Genomic DNA, 25,257 nt, shown 5'->3' on the forward strand with positions numbered 1-25,257 from the left:
TAATGCGCTGGTGCAGGCTATCCACTACTTTTGTATCATTAAAATATAAACCAATGACACAAACTTATGAAGTTACAGGCATGACCTGCGAGGCATGTGAATATAAAATACAACATGTATTGGGCAAAGTTGAAGGGGTAAAATCAGTTAAGCCAGACAAAACCAATAATACGGCTATTATTGAAATGGAAAAAAACATTCCATTAGCCCTATTTCAGGACGCATTGAAACCGTATCTCAAATATAACATTAATGACAAAGTTGCCTTCGCCGTAGCGCAGGCAAAGGCTTTTGAAGAAGAAAATCCAGGAAGCTGGCTGGCCACTTACAAACCATTGTTGCTAATTTTCGGGTTCATTACTGGCATATCTGCCATCACGGCTTTTCATTCCAACATTTTTGAGGCAGCGCATTTCAGCCCGATGCATTTCATGAATCATTTTATGGCCGGCTTTTTTATTGTTTTCTCTTTCTTTAAGTTTTTAAACCTGAAAGGCTTTGCAGAAAGCTATGCCATGTATGACTTACTGGCTATGAAAGCACCTGCCTATGGCTACATATATCCTTTTATTGAGTTAGCTTTAGGTTTGGCTTATCTGATAAATTATCAACCTCAACTAACCAATATTGTAACCATTATAGTTATGGGTTTTAGTTCAATAGGAGTTATTTTGAGCGTCTTAAACAAGAAAAAAATACGGTGTGCCTGCCTTGGAGCTGTTTTTAACCTACCTATGAGTACGGTTACAATAATTGAAGACTTGCTGATGGTAGGCATGGCAGTGGTTATGTTGTTAACATACTAAATTTAATCATTTATAAAGCGCAGGGCTTTGTAAAACTTAAACCAAATGAACAGCTTTAAAATTAATAAATTAATTGGTGTGCTTTTTTTAATGGCCGGATCTTTAGGTACTGCCTTTAGCCAGAATGTTACCGGCACAGTGTTTGACAATTCAAATGCCAAAGAAGAAGCCATCATAGGTGCCACTGTGTACTGGCTGGGTACCAAAGTGGCTACCCAAACCGATATTGAAGGAAAATTCACAATTCCGCGCACCAAGTCTGGCAGGTTGGTTATCAGTTTTGTTGGCTACAGGTCAGATACTCTTACCATTACTAATGAAACCGAGCTGAAAGTTTATCTGAAATCTGAGAATCAACTAAAGGAAGTAGTAGTAAAAAGCGGTTCAACTGCCATAGATAGAATGTCGCCCATACAGACCGAAATCATTACCTCTAAAGCCCTTGCAAAAGCCGCCTGCTGCAATCTGTCTGAGAGTTTTGAAACCAATGCGTCGGTTTCGGTAAGCTATACCGATGCCGTTACAGGTTCAAAGCAGATTCAGTTATTAGGACTAGCAGGTACTTACGTGCAAACCAATGCAGAAAACATACCTGCTATAAGGGGATTGGCAACTACTTTTGGCCTGAATTATATACCTGGCACGTGGGTGCAGTCTATTGATGTAGGCAAAGGCGCCGGGTCTGTTGTAAGCGGCTATGAGTCTATGACGGGCCAGATAAATGTTGAGCTTCAAAAACCGGACTTAGCAGAAAAAGTATATCTGAATACCTATGTAAACAGCTTCGGACGCGGCGAAGTAAACCTGAATCTTGCTAAAATTCTGAAACCCAAAACAGGCAAACCAAAATGGTCTGTCGGCTTGTTAACGCATGGCTCTACTTTACAAACAAGCATTGATAACAACCACGACAACTTTTATGATTTGCCCAAATATACGCAGGTGAATTTTATTAACCGATGGAAATACGAGTCAGATAAAATTATGGCGCAATTTGGTGTAAAGTTTCTACACGAAGACCGTCTGGGTGGGCAGATAACCAAAAACCCATTAGCGCTTGACAACACCATTTACAAATTTACCAATACCACCAACCGGGTTGAATTATTTTCAAAAACAGCCAAATTATACCAGAATAAGCCGTACCGGGGTCTGGGGTTGATTCTGAACGGCGTTATTCATGACTCGAGGTCTGAGTTTGGATTCAGGCCATACAACGGCAGGCAGAATACAATGTATGGGAATCTGATTTATCAGGACATCATAGGCAATACAAATCATACCTACAAAACGGGCTTTAGTATCCTTTACGACAATTACCATGAAACATTTGCTGATACCCTGCTTGCCCGTACGGAAGTAGTACCGGGGGCATTTTTTGAGTACACCTATAAATATCTCGACAAAATTACGGCAGTGGCTGGGGCAAGGGCCGATTTCCACAATTTGTATGGCACAATTTTCACACCTCGCCTGCACGTTTTGTATAATGTTAATTCTGTCAATGCCATCAGGCTGTCGGCCGGTAAAGGATTCCGTACACCTAACCCTCTGGCAGAATACTTCGGCAATCTGGTAAGTTCAAGAACAGTAAGGTTCATTGATAAAATCAAACCTGAAATCAGCTGGAATTATGGATTGAGCTATACCCGACATTTTGGAAAATCAAACATCATTCTTGATTTGTATCATACCAATTTTGTAAACCAGCTGATTGCTGATACTGAACATCCGCAATTTTTGTATTTTTACAACTCAGATGGCAGCATAAACAGCAAACAGAACTATGCCAACTCGGCACAGATTGAATTAAATCTGGTTCCTATTAGCAGACTTGAATTTAAAATAGCGTATAGGTACACCGATGTTTATCAAACCCTGGGTAAGCCTTATAACCAGGCAGTTACGGTGAGAAAAATGTTTATACCGCGCGATAGAGTTTTGTTCAATGTAGGTTATGCCCTGCCCTATGATAAATGGAAATGGGACTTTACCCTGCAATACAACGGTACAAGGCGTGTACCCAACCTTTCACCAAACTATCAGCATACCAGTTATGAAACCATGCCTATTCAATATGCGCCTGCCTTTGTCAATATCAATGCTCAGGTAAGCAGGTCGTTTCGTAGATGGGATTTATATTTGGGTGGTGAAAACCTGAATAACTTTTCACAAAAAGACCCAATTGTAACTCCTGATACTCCATTTGGTTCAAGATTTGATGCCGGAAGCGCCTGGGGGCCGGTTGTTGGAAGAATGATTTATTTTGGCACCAGATATAAATTAGGGGGCCGGATTTAAGTAAATGGGTTTTTATACGTTCGGCAGGCAATTGAACGTTTAAATGAAAAGAACAATAGGCTTATGAACAAAATTTATAAGGTATTTTTATTCTCGTTTTCAGTATTTCTGGTTTCGTGTAAAGATAAAGAAGAAATACCTACCGAAAGTATTGATTTTCCTGCTGCGTATGTGGTAAACGGAGGTAGTAATACCATTTCAATAATTGACCTGAACGAACGTAAAGTAAAGAAATTAATTCAGCTCACAGACCTGGGGCGTTTTCCGCACCATATTGAGTTATCGCCCGACGGCAAAAAGCTGTCAGTTGCCCTACCGGAATTTGATTTTACATTAAGCCATGATCAGTTGCACAATGCAACCAATTTAAAAGGTGGCATAGCTATTATTGATGCCAATAATGGCAAAAGTCTGTTAAAAATGCAGCTTGATCGCGTAAATTTCAATGCTGTTTTTACGCACGATAATACAGAGATATGGACGGCCTCTACGAATCATGCCGGAGAAATGCACGTGTTTGACGCAGCCACTGGTGTACTTAAAGACGAGATTTTTCTGGGAGCCGACCCAACAGAAGTGGTTTTTTCGAAAGATGGCCGTTACGCGTTTGTGGCGCTAGGCGAAAGTAGTTTCATTCTGGCAGTGAATGTAAAGCTGAAAAAAGTAGAGAAATACATTAAGGTAGACCAGTTTCCAACGAATGTTTGGCTGGCCGATGACGGATATATTTATGTTGAAAACAAAAACCTGCTGACTATTAATGTAGTAGACCCCGCCACCATGAATGCCACCGAATCAATAGATTTAGATTTTAAACCCGGGCAGGTGGCTTATCATAAAGGATTAAACGAATTATGGGTTTGCCAGGCAGGCCAGAACAAAATAGCCTATTTTGAAAGAAAGAATAATAAGTGGGTGCTGAAATCAACTATTGTTACGGGTGATGATGCCCATGCTGTTAAGTTTTCTAAAGATGAAAAGATTGCCTATGTGGCCAATCAGCGCGGCAATACGGTGTCTGTCATTAATACTGCCGCACACGAAAAAATAATGGATATACCTGTCGGGTTGAACCCAAACGGAATTGTTTTAAGAGAATAATAGATTTATAACCAAACAATTAATTTACCAACATGAAAAATTTATTGTTCATTGTCTTCTTTGGCGTTGTTTTTAACGGTTTTGCCAAGTTAGACCCACCTAAAACCGCTGAAGTAAAAATTAAAACTTCTGCCATATGCGGTATGTGCAAAAAACGCATTGAACGCGACCTGGGCCTAACCAAAGGAATTGTAGGCTCGAACCTTAATCTGGATAATAAAGTAGTAACTGTTACTTATAACCCTAAGAAAACCAGCCCCGAGAAAATTAAAGGAGCTATTTCTAAAATTGGTTATGATGCAGATGAAGTAGCTGCAGACCAGAAGTCGCATGATGCACTGCCATCTTGCTGTCAGAAATCAGCGGCTGCGCATAAAGATTAATCGGCAAAGGGAAGAGGGTTACCAAGCTGAATCTCCTGACTTTAGTCGGGTTCACTAAACAAAATGTTCCTTTGTTTTGCTATCTGGTTACCGGGGTGACGCACCACTTTATTCGTTGATTTCTCTTAGGAAGAGTAACATATCGAATGCCAATAAAAAAGGAGGTGATAACACCTCCTTTTCCGTTATAGTTAACCAGAAAATATCAATTAAGCATTTTCTTTCAATACTTTCTCAACTAATTCTGCTGCTTCTTTTAGCAAGATAGCTGAGTAAACTTCCAGCCCTGACTCATTAATAATGGCAGCGCCTTCAGCAGCGTTGGTTCCTTGCAAACGAACAATAATAGGTACTGGAATTTTGCCGATAGCTTTGTAGGCCTCAACAACGCCAGTAGCGACACGGTCGCAACGAACAATACCACCAAAAATATTAATCAGAATCGCCTTCACGTTCGGATCTTTCAGAATGATTCTGAAACCGGCCTCAACCGTTTTGGCATTGGCTCCACCACCTACGTCAAGGAAGTTAGCAGGCTCACCACCAGATAATTTGATGATGTCCATAGTAGCCATAGCCAGACCGGCACCATTTACCATACAACCCACATTACCATCTAGTTTTACGTAGTTCAGGTCGTTGTCGGCAGCTTCAACTTCTAATGGGTCTTCTTCGGCTTTATCGCGCATTTCAGCTAAATCTTTATGACGATACAAAGCGTTATCGTCCAGATTTACTTTTGCATCAACAGCCAATATTTTGTTATCAGATGTTTTTAAAACAGGGTTGATTTCAAACATGGCCGAGTCAGACTCCACATAGGCTTTGTAAAGTGAACCTACAAATTTAACCATTTCTTTGTTGGCTTCACCTGTCAAACCCAGTTTGTCGGCTATTTTACGGGCCTGAAAAGCCTGCAAACCAACACGTGGGTCAATCCACTCTTTAAAAATTTTCTCAGGCGTATGTTCAGCTACTTCTTCAATGTCCATACCACCTTCAGTTGAGGCCATAATAACATTACAACCTTTGGCCCGGTCTAACAAAATACCCATATAGTATTCTTTAGGCTCACTGTCGCCCGGATAATATGCATCTTCAGCAACTAAAACTTTGTTAACTGTTTTACCTTCGGCACCTGTCTGTAGTGTAACCAGGACATTCCCCAGAAGGTTGGTAGAAATACGCTCCACATCTTCGGCAGACTTTGCTAATTGTACACCACGTTGTTCGGTACCGACGATTTTACCTTTCCCACGTCCACCCGCATGTATTTGTGATTTTACTACCGCAAACTTAGAATTTGTCATTTCAGCTATCTGCTTGTAAGCTTCTACAGCCTGCTCCGGAGTTTCGGCAACTATCCCACGTTGGATTCTTACACCATAACGGCTTAGTATTTCTTTACCTTGATACTCATGAACGTTCATGTAAAGTAGATTTTAGAGGTTATAAAATTTTCGCTAAATTAGTGAACAATTATTAATTATCAATCAAATATCGTTTACTTTGCCTAATCATTTTTTACGATTTAAAGAAATCGTAACATGAGCCAGGTAATCAAGAAAAAACGGGTACTGTATCCACAGAAATCACTCCGGCGCATCAACTATGCTTCAAGCAAAAAACATAAAAAAAAGTTACGGCAATCTGCAAGTATTAAGAGGCATTGACCTTTCTATCAATCAGGGTGAAATTGTTTCTATCGTCGGTGCGTCCGGTGCGGGTAAAACTACGCTGTTGCATATACTTGGCACCCTTGATAAAGCTGATTCGGGAGAAGTAATCCTGGACGGCATCAATTATCAGTCACTGAAAGACAAAGAGATGGCTCGTTTCAGAAACGAAAAAATAAGTTTCATTTTTCAGTTTCATAACCTGATGCCCGAGTTTACCGCTCTTGAAAATGTGTGCCTGCCTGCCTGGATACAGCAAAGCAGAGGTAAAGCAGGAACAAATGCCGAGATAGAAAAAAAAGGAACAGAATTGCTCACTTTACTGGGTTTAGGTGAAAGAATCAATCACTTCCCTTCTGAATTATCAGGCGGTGAGCAACAACGCGTAGCTGTGGCAAGAGCGCTCATAAATTCGCCGTCAGTAGTTTTTGCTGATGAACCCAGTGGTAATCTGGACTCTAAAAATGCCGAAGAATTACACCATTTATTTTTTGAACTTCGTAAAAAACTCAATCAGACATTTGTAATCATTACGCATAATGAAAATCTGGCTGAGATGTCAGACCGTAAACTGGTTATGCAAGACGGGCAGATGTTATGAGTAATTTTGTCTGAACTTTGATTGAACTGATTTGTTTGATTAACCTGATTGAATTCATTTTATTGCTGATTTCATTTCATTCAAAGCCTTAGAACAATAATTCATGATAAAAAATCATTTAATCAGTTAAAACGGTACGCCGTCGCGGCAAAGTTCGAGATAGATTCTACTCTTTATGAAAAAACTGATTATTATATTACTCCTTTTCCCTATTCAATGGCTGGCTGCTCAAAATAAGCAATTGCGATTTGAAGACTATACCTATGAACCCAACATCAGGTCGGTGCAGTTATACCCACTGGTTGGAAATGCCGACGACCCTGCCAAAAGTCTCAATCCGCCCGTGATAGCATTAAAAGACAACCATCATCTTTGGCTTGAATTTGACGAGTTGAACGCACAATACCAGCAATATCATGTTAAAATTCTACATTGCGGTATAGACTGGAAACAGTCGGCGCTTTCTGAAATAGAATATATGCCAGAGTATAACGACCTCATTATCAACGACTACCAGGTATCTCAGAATACCAAAGTACCTTTTTACCATTATAAAATTGCACTGCCCGGCATGTTATTGTCCGGCAATTATCTGGTGGTGGTATGGCGCGACAGAAAACGGGATGATATAATTCTGACCCGCCGGTTTATGGTTTATGAAAATGCCGTAGGTGCCGGAGGGACCATCAGACAGGCTCAGAACCCATCAAAATTTAAAACGCACCAGCAAATTGATTTTCAGTTAAATTATGCAGGATATAATGTCATGTCGCCGCGCGATGAATTTAAGGTGATTATCCGGCAGAATTACCGTTGGGATAAAACCATCAGAAATCTGAAACCTTTCAGTGTTAATAATTCAAGCAGTGCATTGGAGTACCGCTTTTTTGATGATGAAAACACCTTTGCCGCAGGAAACGAATTTCGTTTCTTTGACTCGCGAAGTACTTATAACCGGGGTATGTTTATAGACAAAATACAAAGAGGAAAAGAAGATGATATGTGGGTTGCGCCGCAGAGAGACAGAAGCGAAGCAGTTTATATTGAACAGAACGATTTCAACGGTATGTATATAATTGACAATCGAGAAGGTAACCGTGCCGAAACCGATGCTGATTATATTTTTATGACATTTGGCCTGAAAAGCCAGGAACTAGCCGCCAATGAAAAAATATTTGTAAACGGCAGTTTCAATGACTGGCGGCTGGATAAACTAAATGAAATGGCCTATGACAATAATTTCGGAGGCTACACGGCTACAATCCAGTTAAAGCAGGGGATTTATAACTATGATTTTGTTGTTGTAACAGATGGCAAGCCGGACGAAACAGCATTTGAAGGAAACTTTGCTGAAACCGAGAATACTTATGAGATTTTTGTGTATCATAAACCCGTAACTGCCCGTTCTGAAAGAATTGTGGGCTATAAACTCATAGATTTTAACAAGCGCAGATAATAAAACCGGATTAAATTTTTTGTGGCTGCGAACAAACACAGATTTTTGCTGTTAAAAAGGTATATCAGTTTCGTAAATTTATGAAAACCGCCTTAATCATTGGTTCAACGGGTTTAATTGGTGGTCATCTTACCCAAAAGTTGATTAATCACCCGGCCTATTCAAAAGTAAAAGCGCTGGTCAGAAAACCTTTGAGTTTTCAGCACCCCAAATTAGAGCAGATAATAGTTGACTTTGACCATCTGGATACCTCTTTAGTAGTGGCCGATGATATTTTCTGCTGCCTGGGAACGACCATGAAACAGGCGGGCTCAAAAGAAGCCTTTTATAAGGTAGATTTTACTTACCCTTTTGAAATTGCAAAAGCTGCACTTAAAAATGGCGCCAGACAATACTTTATTGTAACCGCAATGGGTGCCAACGCCAACTCAGTGTTTTACTATAACCGTGTAAAAGGCGAAATTGAAAGGTCTCTTACCGATTTGCATTTCCCTACCCTTGTGGTTTTTCAGCCTTCTTTACTTTTAGGAGAACGAAAAGAATCAAGAGCCGGTGAGGGCATGGCTTCTGTTATTATGAAAGGCCTTGACTTCCTGATTCCGGCCAAATATAAGGCCATTAAAGGTGAAACCGTTGCCAATGCCATGATTACCATTGCGCAAAGAGGCCATAAAGGCAAAAAAATTGTAACATCAGCCGAAATGCAATCTTTTGCGTCAATCACTCCAATCACGTTATAACATATTGGTGTTGCTCCAGCCAAATCAACAATTCTTGCCATAAAACTTGTTTGTTCAATTATTAATCAGGCTTGGTAAATGGCATTTAGTTGAGAAGGTAAGCATTTCTAATGTTTTGAAACAGCTAAAGCCACCGAAATTTTATATATTCGTGGCTTTACCGATACTCAATGAAAAATCATAGAACTTACTTCATCCTTACCCTATGCCTGATTGCCTACGTATCTTCTGCCACTGCCCAAACCTTAAAAGAAGACAAAAAACTGAAAGCGCAGCTACAGGAAATTCTTAATGGTTTTAATGGAGATGCAGGCATATATGTTCAGAATCTTAAAACCAACAAGTATGTGGCTATTAATGCAGACACCGTGTTTCCTACGGCCAGCATGGTTAAAATACCCATAATGATTGGTACTTTTGATAAAATACGCCAGGGTTCTTTGCAATACGAGCAGGAACTGATTTACCGGGATTCTTTACATTATGACGATGGCATCGTCGGCTCGCTTCGCGACAGCGCGAAAATTCCGCTGAGTCATGTAATGATGCTGATGTGTACCATTAGCGACAATACCGGCAGCTTATGGCTACAAGCTTTAGCAGGTGGCGGAAATCGTATTAATGCAATCCTCGACTCCCTGGGCTTTGTTGTAACAAGAGTTAACTCAAGAACTCCCGGCAGGGAAGCGTACCGTAGCCAATATGGCTGGGGACAGACCAGCCCCCGCGAAATGGCGAAGTTATTAACTTTGTTGCGAAGAGGTGAAATTATATCACCGGCTTATTCAGACAGAATGTACCGGAATCTGGGCAGGCAGTTCTGGGATAGCCACGGATTATCACAGATTCCTGAAAATGTAAAGGTTGCTACCAAAAACGGAGCCGTGAACCGCTCTCGTTCTGAAACTGTTCTGGTGCACGCGCCAGGCGGAGAATACGTTTACAGTATTATTACAAAAAACCAGAAGGACGAATCCTGGACCCGCACCAACGAAGGCTTTGAATTATTGCGTAAAGTAAGTGCCTTACTGTGGCATTATTATGAACTTAAATCAAAATGGAAGCCGGTTGATGGCTATGATAATTTCTAAATACAACATGATACAGGCTTACAAAAAAGACAGGGAGTTACTTCAGGACATACAAAGCACAATTGATAAAAGAGAGGGATTCAGGCTTTGGTGGCTTGGCCAAAGTGGATTTCTGATTCAGTATAATGGCAGGCACCTGCTTTTTGACCCATACCTGTCAGATTCCCTCACCAAAAAATATGCGCAGACAGACAAGCCGCATACACGCATCAGCGAAATAGTCATTAAGCCTGCATTGCTGAATATGATTGACGTGGTAACGTCGTCTCATAATCATACCGACCACCTGGATGCAGAAACATTACTACCTCTTTTAGAGGTTAATCCATCCATTAGCATGATTATCCCGGAAGCTAACCGAAGTTTTGTTGTGGAAAGATTAAAATGTACCTACAACTGGCCCATTGGCTTAAGCGATAATGAAAGTACCGAAATAGGCCCATTCAAAGTTTATGGATTGCCTGCTGCACATAACCAACTTGAAAGAGACGAGGCAGGAAAACTGAAATACATGGGCTTTGTTGCCGAATTCGGGCCATATAAAGTTTACCACTCAGGCGATACCCTATGGTATGAAGGTATAGTTGAAACACTGAAACCTTTTCAGGTTGATGTAGCATTATTGCCCATAAACGGCAATAAACCAGAAAGAAAAGTAGCCGGAAATCTGAATTTTGAAGAAGCAGCGAGGCTGGGTAAAGAAATTGGCGCAAGGCTTACTATTCCGCACCATTATGACCTGTTTGAATTTAACACAGAAGACCCCAATAATTTTGTTCTGAAAGCAAAAGAGATAGAAACCCCTTACAGGGTATTAGAATTAGGAGAAAGCACTGAAATAGTTTGAAAAATAAAATCCATTGCAGGTATTATAGGCCTGCAATGGATTTGCCAGCATTTTATTCATGCCCTATATCGGTATTTAAAGAGTTACCAACCACTCTGTATATCTCGTACCATTCCTGATGAGTTAACTTAACAGCTGAGGCGCTGGCAGCATTACGGATGCGGCTTTCTGATGTTGATCCTATGATGGGCAATGTACCTAGTTTCATAAGCCATGCAACGGCCGTTTGCTCAATGTTAGCATTATACCTGGCACCAATTTTTTCAAGCACTGTTCTTAATTTAACGGCCTTTTCGTCTTCTCCGCTAAGAATCCTTCCTCCTGCCAAAGGCGCCCAGGCCAATGGTTTGCTAAAACTTTGCTTAATGAAATCTATCCGGCCATCTTCAATGGCGCTTGTGTTCATCAGATTTAACTCAATATGATTAGTTACAATCGGAATAGACAGGTAAGAGGCCAAAAGCTGATGCTGAAAAACAGTAAAGTTGGCCACACCAATATGATTAACCTTGCCAGAATTTACCACCTGTGCCAAGGCCATTGCGGTTTGCTCAGGGTCTGAAAGAAAATCGCTTTGATGTAGCAGAAAAATATCAAGATAATCAGTCTTTAGCCTTTTCAGTGAATTATCAACACTTTTCAGAATATGCTCTTTTGATGTATCATAGTAATCAAACGAACCATCATCAGACTTCCGGATACCACATTTACTAAAAAGAACAATGTCTTCCCTCTTAAAAGACTTGCTTTTTATAATTTTACCGAAATGCTCTTCAATGGTATAATTTCCATAAACATCGGCATGGTCAAAAGTATTAATACCCAGCTCAAGGCAGAGATTAATTATTTTTTCAATTTTTGCCGTGGTACTTTGTCCCTCATCGTTCCATCGCCAGAACCCGTAAATTGCCTCCGAAACTTTAGGGCCCGAATCACTCAGGTAAACTTTTTTCATTAGGTTAGTTTAATTGTATCCGCCACAAAAATAATTAAAATTCGGATATTTCATGTAAATGTAAAAAATTGTGAAAATACAATCAACCATTCAGCGCAAAGCCTTACTTATAGCAAGGCCAGATAGTATTTTATTCCTGACAAATACCAGCTTTACAAATAGGCCACCTCAGCTGGTTTTGTCAACCGGCTGGTAAAATCGTGCAAAATAGCTTTACCATCCGCCCACTCACCAAAGCCTGAACTGGCATTGATATGCCCCTTTGCCCCTAGGTTGATAAATGCACTGCCCCATTGGCGTGCAAAATATGCTGAGCGTTCAATAGAGGCATATATATCGTTGGTACTTGCTACAACAAGGGTTTCAAACGGCAGATTTGTATTTGGTATCGGACTAAACCCTTCTACAAAACTCAGCCTTTCTGATAATTCTGCATCTGCGGGGGCAACCAGCAAAGCGCCTTTAACGAATGGAGAGTAAAACTTTTGAGCCCAATGCGCCACAGTTAAACACCCCAGGCTATGTGCTACCAATAAGGTAGGTTGCTTAAGATTACTTATATATCTATTCAGACGGTCAACCCATTCGGCACGATTGGGCAGATCCCAGTTATCCTGTTCTACTCTGGTAAAAACAGCCGGACTCTGTTTTTCCCAAATAGTCTGCCAGTGCCTCGGACCAGAACTTGCCAGACCCGGGATTGTCAGATAATTGATGTCTGTTCTGAATTGCATGCTATTTTTTGTTTATTAAATAAATAACAAACGGATAAACTTTGTGACTGCGTGTCAGGCAGCATAATTAACAAACGGAACCCTGTTGACAGCCGCAAACACAGCCCCCAGCACTTTGGTTGCCGAAAATGTATGTAAAAAATCTTCGTCTATAGTATGATAAATGACGTTTGCATATTGATTCAGTACATAGGTAGCCGGAATAGGTACTTCTTCTGAAATGCCAGACACCTTATCCCAAACAGGTACATCCTTCGAAAAAAGCCCGAACTTTTCCGATATCTCGTTATGTGGGTCTGCAATTACATTAAACGGAATTTCAAAGTATTGCACCATTTCTCTAACGTCCTGATACGAAGCATGCACAATTACCAGCAGATTACCTCCTAAAGCAAGTATCTCAGGATACGCCTGGCTCAGTAACTTCAGGTGTTTTAAACCGTAGTTATTCCAGCCGCCAGATAAAAAACTGATAACCAGAGGCTTATTATCCATTATTGACTTTATGGTAGCCTGGGTATAATTAAACCGATAAGAAACCTGTTGCCAGATGCCCAAATCTTTTTTGAAAGTGATATCGGGTGCTTTAGAGCCAGTAAGCAATGGCAACAACTTACTGTTGTTTCTTTTTACCTGAATATCTGTATCCCAGAAAGCCGATTTGGGTGTGTAATTGCTCATAACGTCTGAATCGATTAAAATACTTTGTTTTCCGTTAACGATGCAAATATAACAAATAATCTATATAGTCTAGTATATTAGTAGATTAATTTTAGATAAAATAGTATATCCATATAATCTACTACAAGATACTATTGCAGTGCCTGTTGAATTAACAAAAAATGGCATGCTTAAACTAAACATGCCATAAGCTATGGTTATTCTAAGTCAATTATCTGAACAGAAAATAAGCTATTAACAGGGTAATGAAAATATTAAATGTTTGTGCAATTAAAAAGGCATACAGTGGCTTTTTGTTGTCTTTATTGAAAATATCCCTGAAGTTTGTTTCAAGACCAATACTTGTAAAGGCCAAAGCAAACCATAAACCTTGCAGATTTTTCAGGCTGCCCTTTACTGCATTGATGGTATCGGCAGGCACAAAGAAAGAAAAAAGCAACGAAGCAGCCAGGAATCCGAGTACAAACTTCGGGAAACGATCCCAAATTACGGTCAATGATGGTTTTGTTTCATTATCTTTTGCCAGCGGATTGTTAGTGTAGGTCCAGTAAATAGAGATGGCAAAAGCAGCAACTCCCAACAAAACATTCTGCGAAAATTTTACAATTGTGCTGGTTTTCAACGCCACTTCCCCAACCAGTGTTCCTGATGCAACTACAGCGCCGGTGGTATCTATTGTACCACCCAGCCAAGCGCCTGTTACCTCTTCAGACAAGCCCAACGCTTTGGCAATGTAAGGCATAAAAATCATCATAGGTATAGCGGTTATCAGCACCAGTGAAATAACGTACGATAACTTTTTAGAGTCTCCTTTAATGGCCCCTGAAGTAGCAATAGCCGCAGATACGCCGCAAATAGAAACAGCGCTTGACAGCATAATGGCCATTTCTTCATCAATACCTAATTTTTTAGATACCCAGAATGCAAAATACCATACTGATACTACCACTACCAAAGCCTGAATAAGCCCCAGCAAACCTGCTTGCAGAATATCGGAAAATATTACGCTGGTACCTAAAATCACAAGCCCTATTTTCACAAAAACCTCGGTTGACAAAGAGTTTTTTAACCACAAAGGTAATTGCAAGGTATTACCAATAACTAAGCCTATCAGCAAACTAAAAATCACCGCTTCCAGGTTTAGGTTTTTTACTTTATTGTTGCCGGCTATAATAAGTGCCAGCATGGTAAGCACAAAAATAACCGGTATACCAGCCAGCAAAGGCACTACCGGCTTGCGGAGTGCCAAGGCACCAACAATAGCACAGGTAAGCACGGCTAATAACAACACCAGAATTTTTACAATGTTATCATAAGACAGTACTTTCGTTAGCAAATCATTGCTGGTTTGCCAGCCAAATGAAGGGGTTGGTAACAATACCCCCAAAATAGATAAAATAATGATTGAAAATCCGAGTAAAATAACGGTTGAGTCTTCAGTAAAAAAGATTTTCTTGGCAGGTGTAGGCATGTCCATGCGAAATTTTAGAGGGTTATAGTGGTTTATGTTTCAAATACTTAATTACTGTTTAACTGTGCTGAGGAAACAAATCTTTCAAAACTCTTTGTGCAGCGTGGTATCCGCACATACCGTGTACCCCACCACCCGGAGGCGTTGAGGAAGAACAAATGTAAAGACCTTTGGTGGAGGTACGATAAGGAGACCACCTGAGAGCGGGCCTTGTAAAAAGCTGAGAAAGCGTTTGAGCCCCACCGTTAATATCACCCCCTATATAATTAGGGTTATATTCTTCCATTTGTTCCGTATTCATGGTATGCCGGGTCAGAATCCTGTCTCTGAACCCGGGCGCAAAGCGTTCAATCTGCTGTTCAATTCGGTCTGTCATGTCCAGAGTTGAATTGGCAGGCACATGACAGTAACCCCACAATGTATGTTTTCCTTTCGGTGCGCGAGTGGTATCAAATATACTTTGTTGCGCTAATAAAACAAAAGGTTTATCAGGATGCTTACCTGCCCAGTTCATTTTCTCTGCATTGGCAACCTCATCAAATGTACCCCCGATATGAACAGTACCGGCCTGTCGGCAACCGGAATTAGTAAATGGTACCGGCTCTGCTAATGCCCAGTCTACTTTAAAAACCCCCATGCCATACCTGTATCTTTTCAGTTGTGATTGATAAACTGAAGAGAAGGTATGGCCAGCTATTTGTAATAGCTGCCGGGGGGTAACATCAAATAACACAGCTGTTGATGAAGGTAATTGCTGCAATGACTTTATATATGCACCGGTTTCTATCTGCCCGCCTAAAGACTGGAAATAAGCTGCCAAAGCTGTGGCTATCTGATTTGAGCCTCCTTTGGGTATAGGCCACCCATGCGCATGCCCAGCTGAAAGTAAAACCAGACCGATGGCGGCGGTGGTTAATTTATCAAGCGGAAGCATTGAATGTGCTGCCATACCACCCCACAAGCCTTTTGCTTCTTTTGAGCTAAATCGCCCGGCAAGCATTGAAGCCGGTTGCAAGGCATTGAGACCAAATTTTGTAAACTGCCATATATTGTTAGGCAAATGTAAAGGCGCCAGTATATCATTTACCAGCCCTGAAAAACCCGCAGTTAAAGGTTGAATTAACTTGAAATACGTTTTTTCATCTATTCCAAAAGCAGAGGCTGTTTCTACCACAGAGCGGAGAAGCAAGGCAGCTGAACCGCCGTCAAACGGATGAGCGGCTGCGACAGGGGGCTGGATAAATTCGAGTCCGAAATCTGTCAGAGGCAACGACCTGAAAAAAGGCGATGCCAGTGCCATTGGATGAATAGCCGAACAAACATCATGTATAAACCCAGGCAATGTGAGTTCTTCAGACCGAAGCCCGCCACCAATTTTCCCCCGTCCTTCAATCAGTAATACTGATAAACCTGCCTGCTGTAAGGTTATAGCCGCAGCTAACCCATTTGGGCCAGCCCCAACTATTACCGCATCATACTCTTTTTTTGCCATTTTACCTCAATTTACTGATTTACGTAATTAGCCCATTTGAAAATACTCACTTGAGCTAACTTAAAAAAGTGTTCCTGCCTTTTTATTCCGCTCTAAGCTGAATCATGCCAGGGCCAGCTCTTTTTTATTAACGAAATCAAGCAGGGTTGTGTTTTCATAAACTTTCAGGTTGGCGTCTCTCACTTTTAGCATAATGGGTCGTATGGCACAGGTTTCTTCGTCGCCGCAATCATCACATTTATCGTAATAATAAATAGACACGCATAATGTGGGCGCAATTGGGCCATCTGTTATACGTAATATTCTTGCCAGCGTAATTTTAGAGGGTTCCATGCTTAAAGAATAACCACCGTTTTTGCCTTTATGGCTGGTTAGCAGTCCATTATTCCTTAATTCAAGCAAAATAGTTTCCAGAAATTTCCTAGGTATGCTTTCTTCACTGGCAATATCGGTTACAGTAAGTGAATCTTTTTCACCATATTTTTCTGCCAAAACCTTCAGGGCTTTTAAGGCATATTTAGCTTTTTTAGAAATCATGGCGCCCGGTTGTTAATTGTAATTGATGAAATAGTATTTAGTTTAGTTTATTGATGTACAAATATAATCTATATTTCTATATAATCTACCAATTTAGTAGATTAAATTATTATAAATTGTAGGGCTTATCTACCCCATAAAAAATCTGACCCGGCTAATGCTAAGCCAGGCCAGACTGCTTCATTAGTTTAAAAAAACAATGAAGCCTATCAGAGTACAAAAAACCACATTGCTTTTTTTGAGGCTACCTGGCCTTAACTAAAGTTACGTAAAATTTTGAGTGCTGTTCATACGTTTTGTCCTCTGCCCGAATGGCAACCGGCAACTTATTTTGCCTTGGTTAAAGGACAATTGGCGTAATGAGTAAAAGCACATAGCGGGCTTATGACATTATTGAAATCAAGATAAACCTTTCAGTTTTCGTCGGGTTTGTCGGTATATAAAACTTTCAGGCGTGGTAAATCTCCTTTTTATTTTTGCATCAGCAATCTAGTTTGCCATGTTACTTGTAAGAGTATAAGACCTGCAAATAATGGCGTTGCAGGTCTTAACTGTAACCGTTTAAAGCGCAGCAAAAGCCTGCTCAATATCAGCTTTGATGTCATCAATGTGTTCAATACCAACCGATATGCGCAATTGAGTAGGTTCAACTCCGGCTGTTACCTGTTCTGCATCTGACAACTGCGAATGCGTAGTGGATGCAGGGTGGATAATCAATGTTTTCGAGTCGCCTACATTAGCCAGATGACTAATTAATTTCAGGCTATCCACAAACTTCGATGCACGGTCTTTATCGCCTTTCAATTTGAATGACAGCACACCACCAAAGCCGCGGTTGAGGTATTTTTTAGCCAGTTGGTGGTAAGGATTGTTTTCCAGACCCAGATAATTGACACTTTCTACCTGCTCATGTGCCTGTAGCCACTGTGCCAGTTTCAAGGCGTTTTCGCTGATTCTCTCTACCCTTAGCGTAAGGGTTTCAAGCCCCTGAATTAACAAGAATGAGTTAAACGGACTCTGAGACGGGCCCCAGTCGCGCAGACCTTCTACCCTTGCTCTGATTATGAACTGAATATTACCAAATGGGCCACCGATACCAAATACATCATTCAACACCAGACCATGATAACTAGGCGAAGGCTCAGTAAACTGAGGAAATTTGCCATTGCCCCAATTGTAAGTGCCGGCATCAACAATAACGCCACCCATGGTTGTACCGTGCCCTCCAATCCATTTAGTGGCCGACTCAACCACTACATGGGCGCCATATTTTATGGGCTGTGCAATAGCGCCGCCCGCGCCAAAAGTGTTATCTACAATTAGTGGTAAATCATATTTTTGTGCCAGCTTGGCAAAAGCTTCAAAATCAGGCACATTAAAGCCCGGATTACCGATTGTTTCCAGGTACAAAAATTTGGTTTTCTCGTCAATCAGTTTTTCAAAACTCTCTACTTTGTCGCCATCTGCAAAACGAGCCTCTACACCAATATTTTTGAACGAGTTTTTAAACTGATTATAAGAACCACCATATAAAAAAGAGGTTGTAACGAAGTTGTCGCCAACGGTTGTAATATTATTAATAGCCACAAATTGTGCAGCATGCCCTGAACTAACCGCAAGCGCGGCTACCCCACCTTCTAAAGCGGCAATGCGCTTCTCGAATACATCGTTGGTGGGGTTCATAATTCGGGTGTATATATTGCCGAACTCTTTCAGCGCAAAAAGATTAGCGCCATGCTGGGCATTGTTAAATACATAAGAGGTTGTCTGATAAATAGGTACTGCTCTGGCGTTGGTTGTCGGGTCAATTTCCTGTCCGGCATGCAGCTGAAGGGTTTCAAATTTCATGTTCTAATTGGTTTTAATTGTACTTTATAAATTGAGTAAAAAAATTTTTCATAATTACGAAAAAAATTACGCTTGGTTAAAAATTAACCAAGCTAATTTAATTACCATAACCTATTACGATGATAAAACATCTATAACTATTTAAAAGCCTTTCTTTTTCCGTAAATAAACCACAGGTAGTGTCTTTGCAGGCTTGAAAAGCGAGCCAGGCTTATTAAGATTAACAAAATTGACATACCCACCATTGTTGGGTTAGGGAAATAATAAAAAGTGGCGATCAGAACCAGACTTGCGCGAGCAAATTCGAGATAAAAAACCCAGCGGCGCTGGTCGAGAATAGCGCCACAGTTAATCAGAGTTACCAAGATAAATAAAGCCGCTAATACCTGCAAAAATACCGGCACGTAGTGTTCAAGCAGTAAAAGCAAAAATAAAGCAGTAACTATAAATGCTATCTGGGCAATTACATAAGCTCTGAATTTTGTGGTATAGGCCTGTACTTTTCTTACAGCCAGAAATCGCTTCTCAGCTCTGACCCGAATCTCAGGGTCAAAATCAGAGGGTTTCCCAAAAACTACTTTTAGCTTGTTCCTCAAACCTTTCTGTTCCTTGGCTGCGTAGGCAATTTCAACCAGAAAATGGAAATGCTGCCATAAAAAACTATAGCTCTCCAATTGTTTGGTTAACCCAAAAGAAGGCTCCTCTTTTTCCTCGGCATAAGTACCAAAGAGCTTATCCCAGATGATAAACATATCGCCATAATTTTTATCGAGGTATTGCTCATTGCTGGCATGATGCACCCGGTGATGCGATGGTGTAACGATAATGTACTCAAGCAAGCCCAGTTTACCTATCAAACGAGTGTGTGTAAAAAAGGGATATATACCATGTACTAACAGAATAACGGTAATCATTTCTGCCGGAAAACCTATAACCGGTAAAACAGACCAGAATGAAGTGCGCACCACTGCCTGAAAAATAGTTATGCGGGTTGCGGCAGTATAGTTAAACTCTTCACTTGTATGATGAACTACATGAACCCCCCAGAACAGATTAATTTCATGCCCGAAACGATGATACCAATACCATAGAAAATCGGTAGCCAGCAAAAGAGCAATCCATAAAAGCAAACTTGGCTGAATATCAAAAATAGCAAAGTTCTTATGCAGGTAGTCATAAAAAAAATAGAAACCTCCGGCCGTGAATAAATCAATCAGCCGTTCGGCTATGCCAACATTCAGATTAGCTATTGAACTATTGAATTTAAAGTAAGGCTTACCTTGCTTTTTAGCAATGAAATACTCAAGCCAGATAAAAAACAAAAAGAAAGGTACAGCCAGCGCCAAATAATTGAGTACCATAGCAGGTTTGATTTTTGTTAAATAATTTACTGAATCAATAGCGTGGTTCAACATCCAACTAAATCAAGATTCAAAACTGTGGTTGTCGTGAGTGGTTTCGAACCACCTGAAAGAGTTTATGAAACTCTTTGTCTTCCGTATAAGACTCACGACCGTGGTCTCAAATAATATATCTGAAGAAATTCTCCGTCTGTTGATGATTATCTGATTCTGATACAAATTAAAATACATTTAATCTACCAAACAAGTAGATTAATAAAAATATTTTCACCTCTTTCTCAGATATAAAAAATTCTAAGGAATCAATCCATTAAAAATCAGAACTGGAAATAAATGAATTGCGCTGGTGAGTCGAAAACACCCAAAATAAAGAACATCATTACAAACAGATAGTAAATACCCCACCGTACCCAGGTAGGCTTGGTTGAAATTACATTGCGAATGCTTTTGTCTCGCTCAATGTAATGAATGGTTTCCATAAAAATGATTAGAGCTACAGCTGTAAAAAACTCTCTGGCACCATTACCAAGAAAAATATTGCGGGCAATGTAGTCAGCATCTGACAATTCGGTTAAACCAGGCATGTTAGTGAAAAGGTGGGTAACCAGGTGCCAGGTCCAGCCAAGTTCAATGTAGCTACCTCTGAAAAATATCCAGGCGAAAGAAACCAGCACAAATGTGGTTACAATCTGCACCACTTTAAACAGCCATGGCCATTTGGTAAGCCCGGTTAAGTTGTTTATAAAATTACGAGGCTTTGCGGTTATAATAGCCCCCACCAAAAACAGGCCATGTATAGCGCCCCAGATTATATAATTCCAGTTAGCGCCATGCCAGAAACCGCTGATTGTGAAAACAAAAAACAGATTAAAATACCATCGCCACTTGCTTACCCTGTTGCCACCCAATGGAATATAGAGGTAATCGCGGAACCAGGATGATAATGAAATATGCCATCTGCGCCAGAACTCCGAGATATTTTTTGAAAAATAAGGTCTGTCAAAGTTTTTCATTAGCTTAAAGCCCATTACCTGCGCGGTGCCAATGGCAATGTCAGAGTAGCCTGAGAAATCGCAGAAAATCTGAAATGAGAAAAAAATGGTGGCTACAATTATAGGCAGACCTTCATATTCAAGCGGTGTGTTGTAAACTTTATCAACAAAAAGCGCAAGCCTGTCGGCAATCACAACTTTTTTAAACAAGCCCCAGCCAATCAGTTTCAAACCACTTGTTATCCGGTCGTAATCAAAGGTATGTTTTTCATAAAACTGATGCAAGATATTCTGCGGGCGTTCAATAGGCCCAGCCACCAACTGCGGATAAAACATTACATACAATGAATATATCCCAAAATGCCGCTCTGCTTTCTGGTTGCCCCTGTATACTTCTATGGTATAACTCATCGCCTGAAAAGTATGGAAAGATAGCCCAATGGGCAGCAGAATATCAAGCAAAGGCCAGCTTACCAATCCGGCTTCGCCTAATGCCAGCTTAAAAAAATTATAATACTTAAACACCGCCAGCACGCCAATATTGGCAACCAGACTCATAATCAGGTACCACTTTCGGGTTTTACCTTCAGACTGCTCAATGAGTATACCGGCAAAATAATCAACTACAATAGTAAAAGCCAGAATGAGAATGTACTCAGGCTTAAAAAACATATAAAAATAGCAACTGGTAGCCAGCAACCACCACCAGCGATGCTTATGCTGCAACAGAAAATACACCAAAGTTACAATTGGAAAAAATATGGCAAACTCTATAGAATTGAATATCATAATAAAAAAACTTAAAAAGTTTTATGGCTTATTTTAGTCTATTTGTTGTACTAAAGGCTTATGGTTATATAACTCCAGTATCTTCTGGGTATTATCATCTCTTGACGACGGTTTTAAATGATAAAACGTATCAAAAAAAGAGCTATCTTCATAGACAAAATCTATGGCACTACCCAAAACTGTACATTTCAGGCCTGTTTTAATCTGGCTTTCTACAGACTCCACGGCCATTTTGCCATGCCTGTAAGTAGATTTGGCTATAGGAGGAAAAACAAAGTTTACCTCAGCCCCTCTTCTTTCAGCCTCCCGAATCAAATGGTTAATATCTTCTATCTGGCCTGAATAATCGATGGTATCTTTAGGAAACATGGTAAACACAAACCTGGAAGGCCGGTTATTAACGTGGCTCACAATGTCTCCTTTTGCAGAAAACGCCCCTCTGAAATACACCGATGTGCTGTCTTCAATTCGGGCATAGGCACTCTTATTAATGCCCATCGAAGTCCAGAACAGTTTACGGATGTTAGAAAATCTGTGCCTGATATCCGTGCTCACCCGCTTTAAAAAAGATTTTTCTTTCTTTACAAAATTTGCGCCTTGCGGGTAAAAATCTATGGCAGACCTGATAACCTCTTCATTACCAAATCTTGAAATATCGTACTCTGTGGTAATAAATACTTTATCCCCCCTTTTTACCTCCTTTAATGCATCATTCATCAGAAAATACGTACCCAGCGGAGCAACAAGCGCCATATTAACTACCGGAATACCCAAATGGCGTTGAAGGGTATCACTATTTATACCAAAAGAAATGCTCGACCCACCAACCCATATTAGCTTAGGTGAAGGCGTTTGTGCAGCCACTTTATGTTTGTCATTTAGTATTCCTCCCAGATAATCGTACCGGTAATTGTTGTGGATATAGAGATTATCCAGCAGAATTACAGAAGCGGCCAAAGAAATACTGAATATTAAAACTTTTATAACAAACTTTCGCATCGATTCCATTCATCCCTCATATAATACCTTATTTCATACTCATTTCTTTTTTCATCAGGCCAATCAGTAAGCCTGTTCTTAGGTCCCGTCCTTTTGCGTTCAGGTGGTATACCATGTCCTGGCACAAGCTATCGGCAAAAATAAAATCCTGTTGTTTTCCTAAAACCGGAAACATTAATCCTTCCGTAAGCTGCTTGTTCAGCCTGTCAAGCACTGGTTTATCGGTCTTGTAAGAAGACCTTGCGTAAGATGGAAAAGTGTAATAAGCCTTTACGCCGTTCTTACTTACCCTGCGGTAAAAGTGGTTCATGTCTGCAATGGCTGGCAGCATAGAGGTGCTGTCGTCTAAAATGGCAGGCGGAATTACTTTAAGAGGTGGGTTATTTATATGGCTTATGAGGTCGCCATATTTGTTAATAGCCCTTCTAAAAAAAACACTCGTTGTGTCTTCAACAGCAGGGGTTATATCATTATTTAAAAATCTGTCTATAGTAAGCCTCATATTAGCAACACGGGCTATGGCATTTTCTTTCAGGTATTGAATAGGGCTTTTGTAGTCAAACCAACTGGCGGCTTCAGGGTACATTCTGGCCATTGTAATTTTCTCGCCTATATTGCCTTTGCTTTCTACAATATACTCAAAGCCCATCACTACAATGTCTCCTTTATGCAATTGCGGTTCTATCTGGCGAAGCATAAAATCAGAACCGTAATTATAATGCATTGCCATATTCACTACCGGCAGGTGAAGGCTGTCTTGTATCATTTGGCTGTTAATGCCATAAGCAAAATTAGAACCTGCAACTAATACAATTTTGGGTGAGGGAAGTGCTTTGAGCCTGCCGTATTTTTCTATTATACTTGCAGTGTACGATATCTCTGCTTCTTTTTTTGCATAGGGGTTAATCTGATATAAGGCTTCGATGGTTCCTAGTGTGGCTAATCCCAGAATACCTATTTTAAATAAAAGCAGCTTAATTTTCTGATTCATGTATTACATCTTTTTGTCAGCTTCCTGACCATTATCAAACGGCTTTTATTGATGTAAAAACCGATGCTTTGCCTGCTCATTTGTTTAAAATATAAAGGTAATAATAAACAAAAATGATAGTTTTGTAAAATCTTGGGCAAAAAAACACTGCCCGGCAATTTTGCAGGCCTGTATTGAACAAAATATGAATTTACCCCGCTTTATCTCTCAGCGAATCCAGAAAACCAAGTCTGAATCTTTTACCTCTACGGTAGTTAAAGTCGGTATCGCCAGTATTGCCATTGGCCTGGCTGTAATGATAATTTCTTTCGGAATCCTGATTGGCTATAAACAGGCCATCAAAGATAAACTTTTCAGCCTTAGTGGACACATACAAGTGAGCAAAATTACATTGAATCAATCGTATGAGGAAATTCCGATGCCAATAAAAACAAATTTTTATGCCGGATACCGCAAAAACACAATGATTGAACACGTACAGGCAGTTGCAAACAAGGCTGGCATGCTTAAATCTAATGAAGAACTGGCAGGGATTATTGTAAAGGGCGTAGGTAAAGATTATGACTGGGCCGTTTTCTCGCAGAATCTGGTTGAGGGGCGACAATTAAACCTTGCAGATTCTACGTTTTCAAGCGAAGTAATAATCAGCAAGCGCATTGCCTTACAATTAAAAATAAAACTTAACGATGAGGTGCTTGTTTATTTCATACAAAGCCCACCCAGAGTAAGAAAAGTAAAAGTTGTTGGTATTTATGAAACCGGTCTGGAAGAATTTGACAAGAACTTTATTATCGGAGACCTTGCCCTGGTGCAGAAAATGAATGAGTGGGATAACAACACCTGTGGCCATTATGAGGTTTTTCTCAAAAATTTTGATGACCTGGATTATGCCACCGGAACCATAAATTCAGAAATTGACCTGAATATGAAAGCCAGGCGTGTTACTGATATGTTCAGGGCAATTTTTGACTGGCTTAGCCTGCTAGACAAAAACATACTGATTGTGCTGGGGCTTATTCTGGTTGTTGCCTCTTTTAATATGATATCGGTTTTACTTGTGATGATGATGGAACGAACCTCAATGATAGGCATGCTAAAAGCGCTTGGAGCAGATAACACCCAGATACGCAAGATATTTGTCTATAATGGTTTGAAAATTATTCTGAAAGGTATGTTGTATGGCAATATACTGGGTATTGGGCTTAGCTTTATTCAGTTTTACTTTAAGCTGGTACCTCTGGATCCTGAAAATTACTATATTGATCATGTACCCATTGCTTGGGACTGGGCAGTAATAGCCATTCTGAACATTGCCACCATTATTTTGATACTGGCGGTAATAACGATTCCTACATTTATTGTATCTAAAATGCGGGTAGTTGAAGCCCTTAAATTTAAAGAATAA

The 25,257-nt window shown here is 40.3% G+C and carries 22 protein-coding genes and 1 pseudogene; 10 read left to right on the forward strand and 13 right to left on the reverse strand.

The features are described from left to right. Positions 1-53: 53 nt before the first annotated feature. From C0V77_RS18210 to C0V77_RS18225, 4 genes are all read left to right on the forward strand, one after another. Complete coding sequence (locus tag C0V77_RS18210; RefSeq protein ID WP_101727795.1) at positions 54-806, forward strand: heavy-metal-associated domain-containing protein; 753 nt, start codon at positions 54-56, stop codon at positions 804-806. A 45-nt stretch (positions 807-851) separates the two neighbouring features. After that, positions 852-3,107, forward strand: a complete 2,256-nt coding sequence (locus C0V77_RS18215) for a TonB-dependent receptor (protein ID WP_101727796.1) — start codon at positions 852-854, stop codon at positions 3,105-3,107. Positions 3,108-3,170: 63 nt separating this feature from the next. After that, entirely contained in the window at positions 3,171-4,208 is a 1,038-nt protein-coding gene (locus C0V77_RS18220; protein ID WP_101727797.1) for a YncE family protein, read from the forward strand. A gap of 32 nt (positions 4,209-4,240) precedes the next feature. Further along, positions 4,241-4,591 (forward strand): heavy-metal-associated domain-containing protein, encoded by a 351-nt coding sequence (locus tag C0V77_RS18225; RefSeq protein WP_101727798.1) that lies wholly within the window; start codon positions 4,241-4,243, stop codon positions 4,589-4,591. 209 nt (positions 4,592-4,800) lie between these two features. Here C0V77_RS18225 and sucC read toward each other — a convergent pair whose 3' ends face one another. After that, positions 4,801-6,021 carry an ADP-forming succinate--CoA ligase subunit beta gene (gene sucC / locus C0V77_RS18230; protein ID WP_101727799.1) on the reverse strand — a complete coding sequence of 407 codons (1,221 nt, stop codon included), beginning with the start codon at positions 6,019-6,021 and terminating at the stop codon, positions 4,801-4,803. 181 nt (positions 6,022-6,202) lie between these two features. On the opposite strand from sucC, the gene C0V77_RS18235 reads away from it, so the two are divergent. From C0V77_RS18235 to C0V77_RS18255, 5 genes are all read left to right on the forward strand, one after another. Then, positions 6,203-6,868 carry an ABC transporter ATP-binding protein gene (locus C0V77_RS18235; RefSeq protein ID WP_101727800.1) on the forward strand — a complete coding sequence of 222 codons (666 nt, stop codon included), beginning with the start codon at positions 6,203-6,205 and terminating at the stop codon, positions 6,866-6,868. Between the two features lie 175 nt (positions 6,869-7,043). Then, a complete protein-coding gene (locus C0V77_RS18240; RefSeq protein WP_101727801.1) occupies positions 7,044-8,324 on the forward strand; it encodes a type IX secretion system plug protein domain-containing protein in 1,281 nt (426 codons plus the stop codon). Positions 8,325-8,404: 80 nt separating this feature from the next. Continuing rightward, on the forward strand, positions 8,405-9,064 hold the full coding sequence (locus C0V77_RS18245) for an oxidoreductase (protein ID WP_101727802.1): 660 nt from the start codon (positions 8,405-8,407) through the stop codon (positions 9,062-9,064). Positions 9,065-9,234: 170 nt separating this feature from the next. Next, positions 9,235-10,155 carry a serine hydrolase gene (locus tag C0V77_RS18250; protein WP_101727803.1) on the forward strand — a complete coding sequence of 307 codons (921 nt, stop codon included), beginning with the start codon at positions 9,235-9,237 and terminating at the stop codon, positions 10,153-10,155. Next, positions 10,142-11,002, forward strand: a complete 861-nt coding sequence (locus C0V77_RS18255; RefSeq protein WP_229236318.1) for an MBL fold metallo-hydrolase — start codon at positions 10,142-10,144, stop codon at positions 11,000-11,002. The genes C0V77_RS18250 and C0V77_RS18255 overlap by 14 nt, the downstream gene beginning before the upstream one ends. A 52-nt stretch (positions 11,003-11,054) precedes the next feature. On the opposite strand, the gene C0V77_RS18260 is transcribed toward C0V77_RS18255, so the two are convergent. From C0V77_RS18260 to C0V77_RS18310, 12 genes and pseudogenes are all read right to left on the reverse strand, one after another. Continuing rightward, a complete protein-coding gene (locus tag C0V77_RS18260) occupies positions 11,055-11,957 on the reverse strand; it encodes an aldo/keto reductase family oxidoreductase (protein WP_101727804.1) in 903 nt (300 codons plus the stop codon). A gap of 152 nt (positions 11,958-12,109) precedes the next feature. Continuing rightward, a complete protein-coding gene (locus tag C0V77_RS18265; protein WP_101727805.1) occupies positions 12,110-12,691 on the reverse strand; it encodes an alpha/beta hydrolase in 582 nt (193 codons plus the stop codon). Positions 12,692-12,745: 54 nt separating this feature from the next. Beyond that, positions 12,746-13,372 carry a redoxin domain-containing protein gene (locus C0V77_RS18270; RefSeq protein WP_101727806.1) on the reverse strand — a complete coding sequence of 209 codons (627 nt, stop codon included), beginning with the start codon at positions 13,370-13,372 and terminating at the stop codon, positions 12,746-12,748. Positions 13,373-13,583: 211 nt separating this feature from the next. Next, on the reverse strand, positions 13,584-14,843 hold the full coding sequence (locus C0V77_RS18275; RefSeq protein ID WP_101727957.1) for a YeiH family protein: 1,260 nt from the start codon (positions 14,841-14,843) through the stop codon (positions 13,584-13,586). A 58-nt stretch (positions 14,844-14,901) separates the two neighbouring features. After that, positions 14,902-16,335 carry an NAD(P)/FAD-dependent oxidoreductase gene (locus tag C0V77_RS18280; protein ID WP_101727807.1) on the reverse strand — a complete coding sequence of 478 codons (1,434 nt, stop codon included), beginning with the start codon at positions 16,333-16,335 and terminating at the stop codon, positions 14,902-14,904. A 102-nt stretch (positions 16,336-16,437) separates the two neighbouring features. Next, the gene (locus tag C0V77_RS18285) at positions 16,438-16,872 is read right to left on the reverse strand and encodes an Rrf2 family transcriptional regulator (protein ID WP_101727808.1); all 435 of its coding nucleotides are present in this window, start codon (positions 16,870-16,872) and stop codon (positions 16,438-16,440) included. 326 nt (positions 16,873-17,198) lie between these two features. Next, a pseudogene (locus C0V77_RS23615) lies at positions 17,199-17,273 on the reverse strand (hypothetical protein); the annotation flags it as partial. A 160-nt stretch (positions 17,274-17,433) separates the two neighbouring features. After that, the gene (locus C0V77_RS18290; RefSeq protein WP_101727809.1) at positions 17,434-18,720 is read right to left on the reverse strand and encodes an O-acetylhomoserine aminocarboxypropyltransferase/cysteine synthase family protein; all 1,287 of its coding nucleotides are present in this window, start codon (positions 18,718-18,720) and stop codon (positions 17,434-17,436) included. 137 nt (positions 18,721-18,857) lie between these two features. After that, positions 18,858-20,081, reverse strand: a complete 1,224-nt coding sequence (locus C0V77_RS18295; RefSeq protein WP_101727958.1) for a sterol desaturase family protein — start codon at positions 20,079-20,081, stop codon at positions 18,858-18,860. A gap of 317 nt (positions 20,082-20,398) precedes the next feature. Beyond that, positions 20,399-21,862: an MBOAT family protein gene (locus tag C0V77_RS18300; RefSeq protein WP_101727810.1), complete on the reverse strand. Its 1,464-nt coding sequence runs from the start codon at positions 21,860-21,862 to the stop codon at positions 20,399-20,401. Positions 21,863-21,895: 33 nt separating this feature from the next. Continuing rightward, on the reverse strand, positions 21,896-22,861 hold the full coding sequence (locus C0V77_RS18305) for a hypothetical protein (RefSeq protein ID WP_101727811.1): 966 nt from the start codon (positions 22,859-22,861) through the stop codon (positions 21,896-21,898). A gap of 28 nt (positions 22,862-22,889) precedes the next feature. Next, entirely contained in the window at positions 22,890-23,852 is a 963-nt protein-coding gene (locus C0V77_RS18310) for a hypothetical protein (RefSeq protein ID WP_101727812.1), read from the reverse strand. Positions 23,853-24,036: 184 nt separating this feature from the next. Between C0V77_RS18310 and C0V77_RS18315 the strand changes: the two genes are divergently transcribed. Then, positions 24,037-25,257 (forward strand): FtsX-like permease family protein, encoded by a 1,221-nt coding sequence (locus C0V77_RS18315; protein ID WP_101727959.1) that lies wholly within the window; start codon positions 24,037-24,039, stop codon positions 25,255-25,257.

Source organism: Emticicia sp. TH156 (assembly GCF_002855535.1).
GTDB lineage: Bacteria > Bacteroidota > Bacteroidia > Cytophagales > Spirosomataceae > Emticicia > Emticicia fluvialis.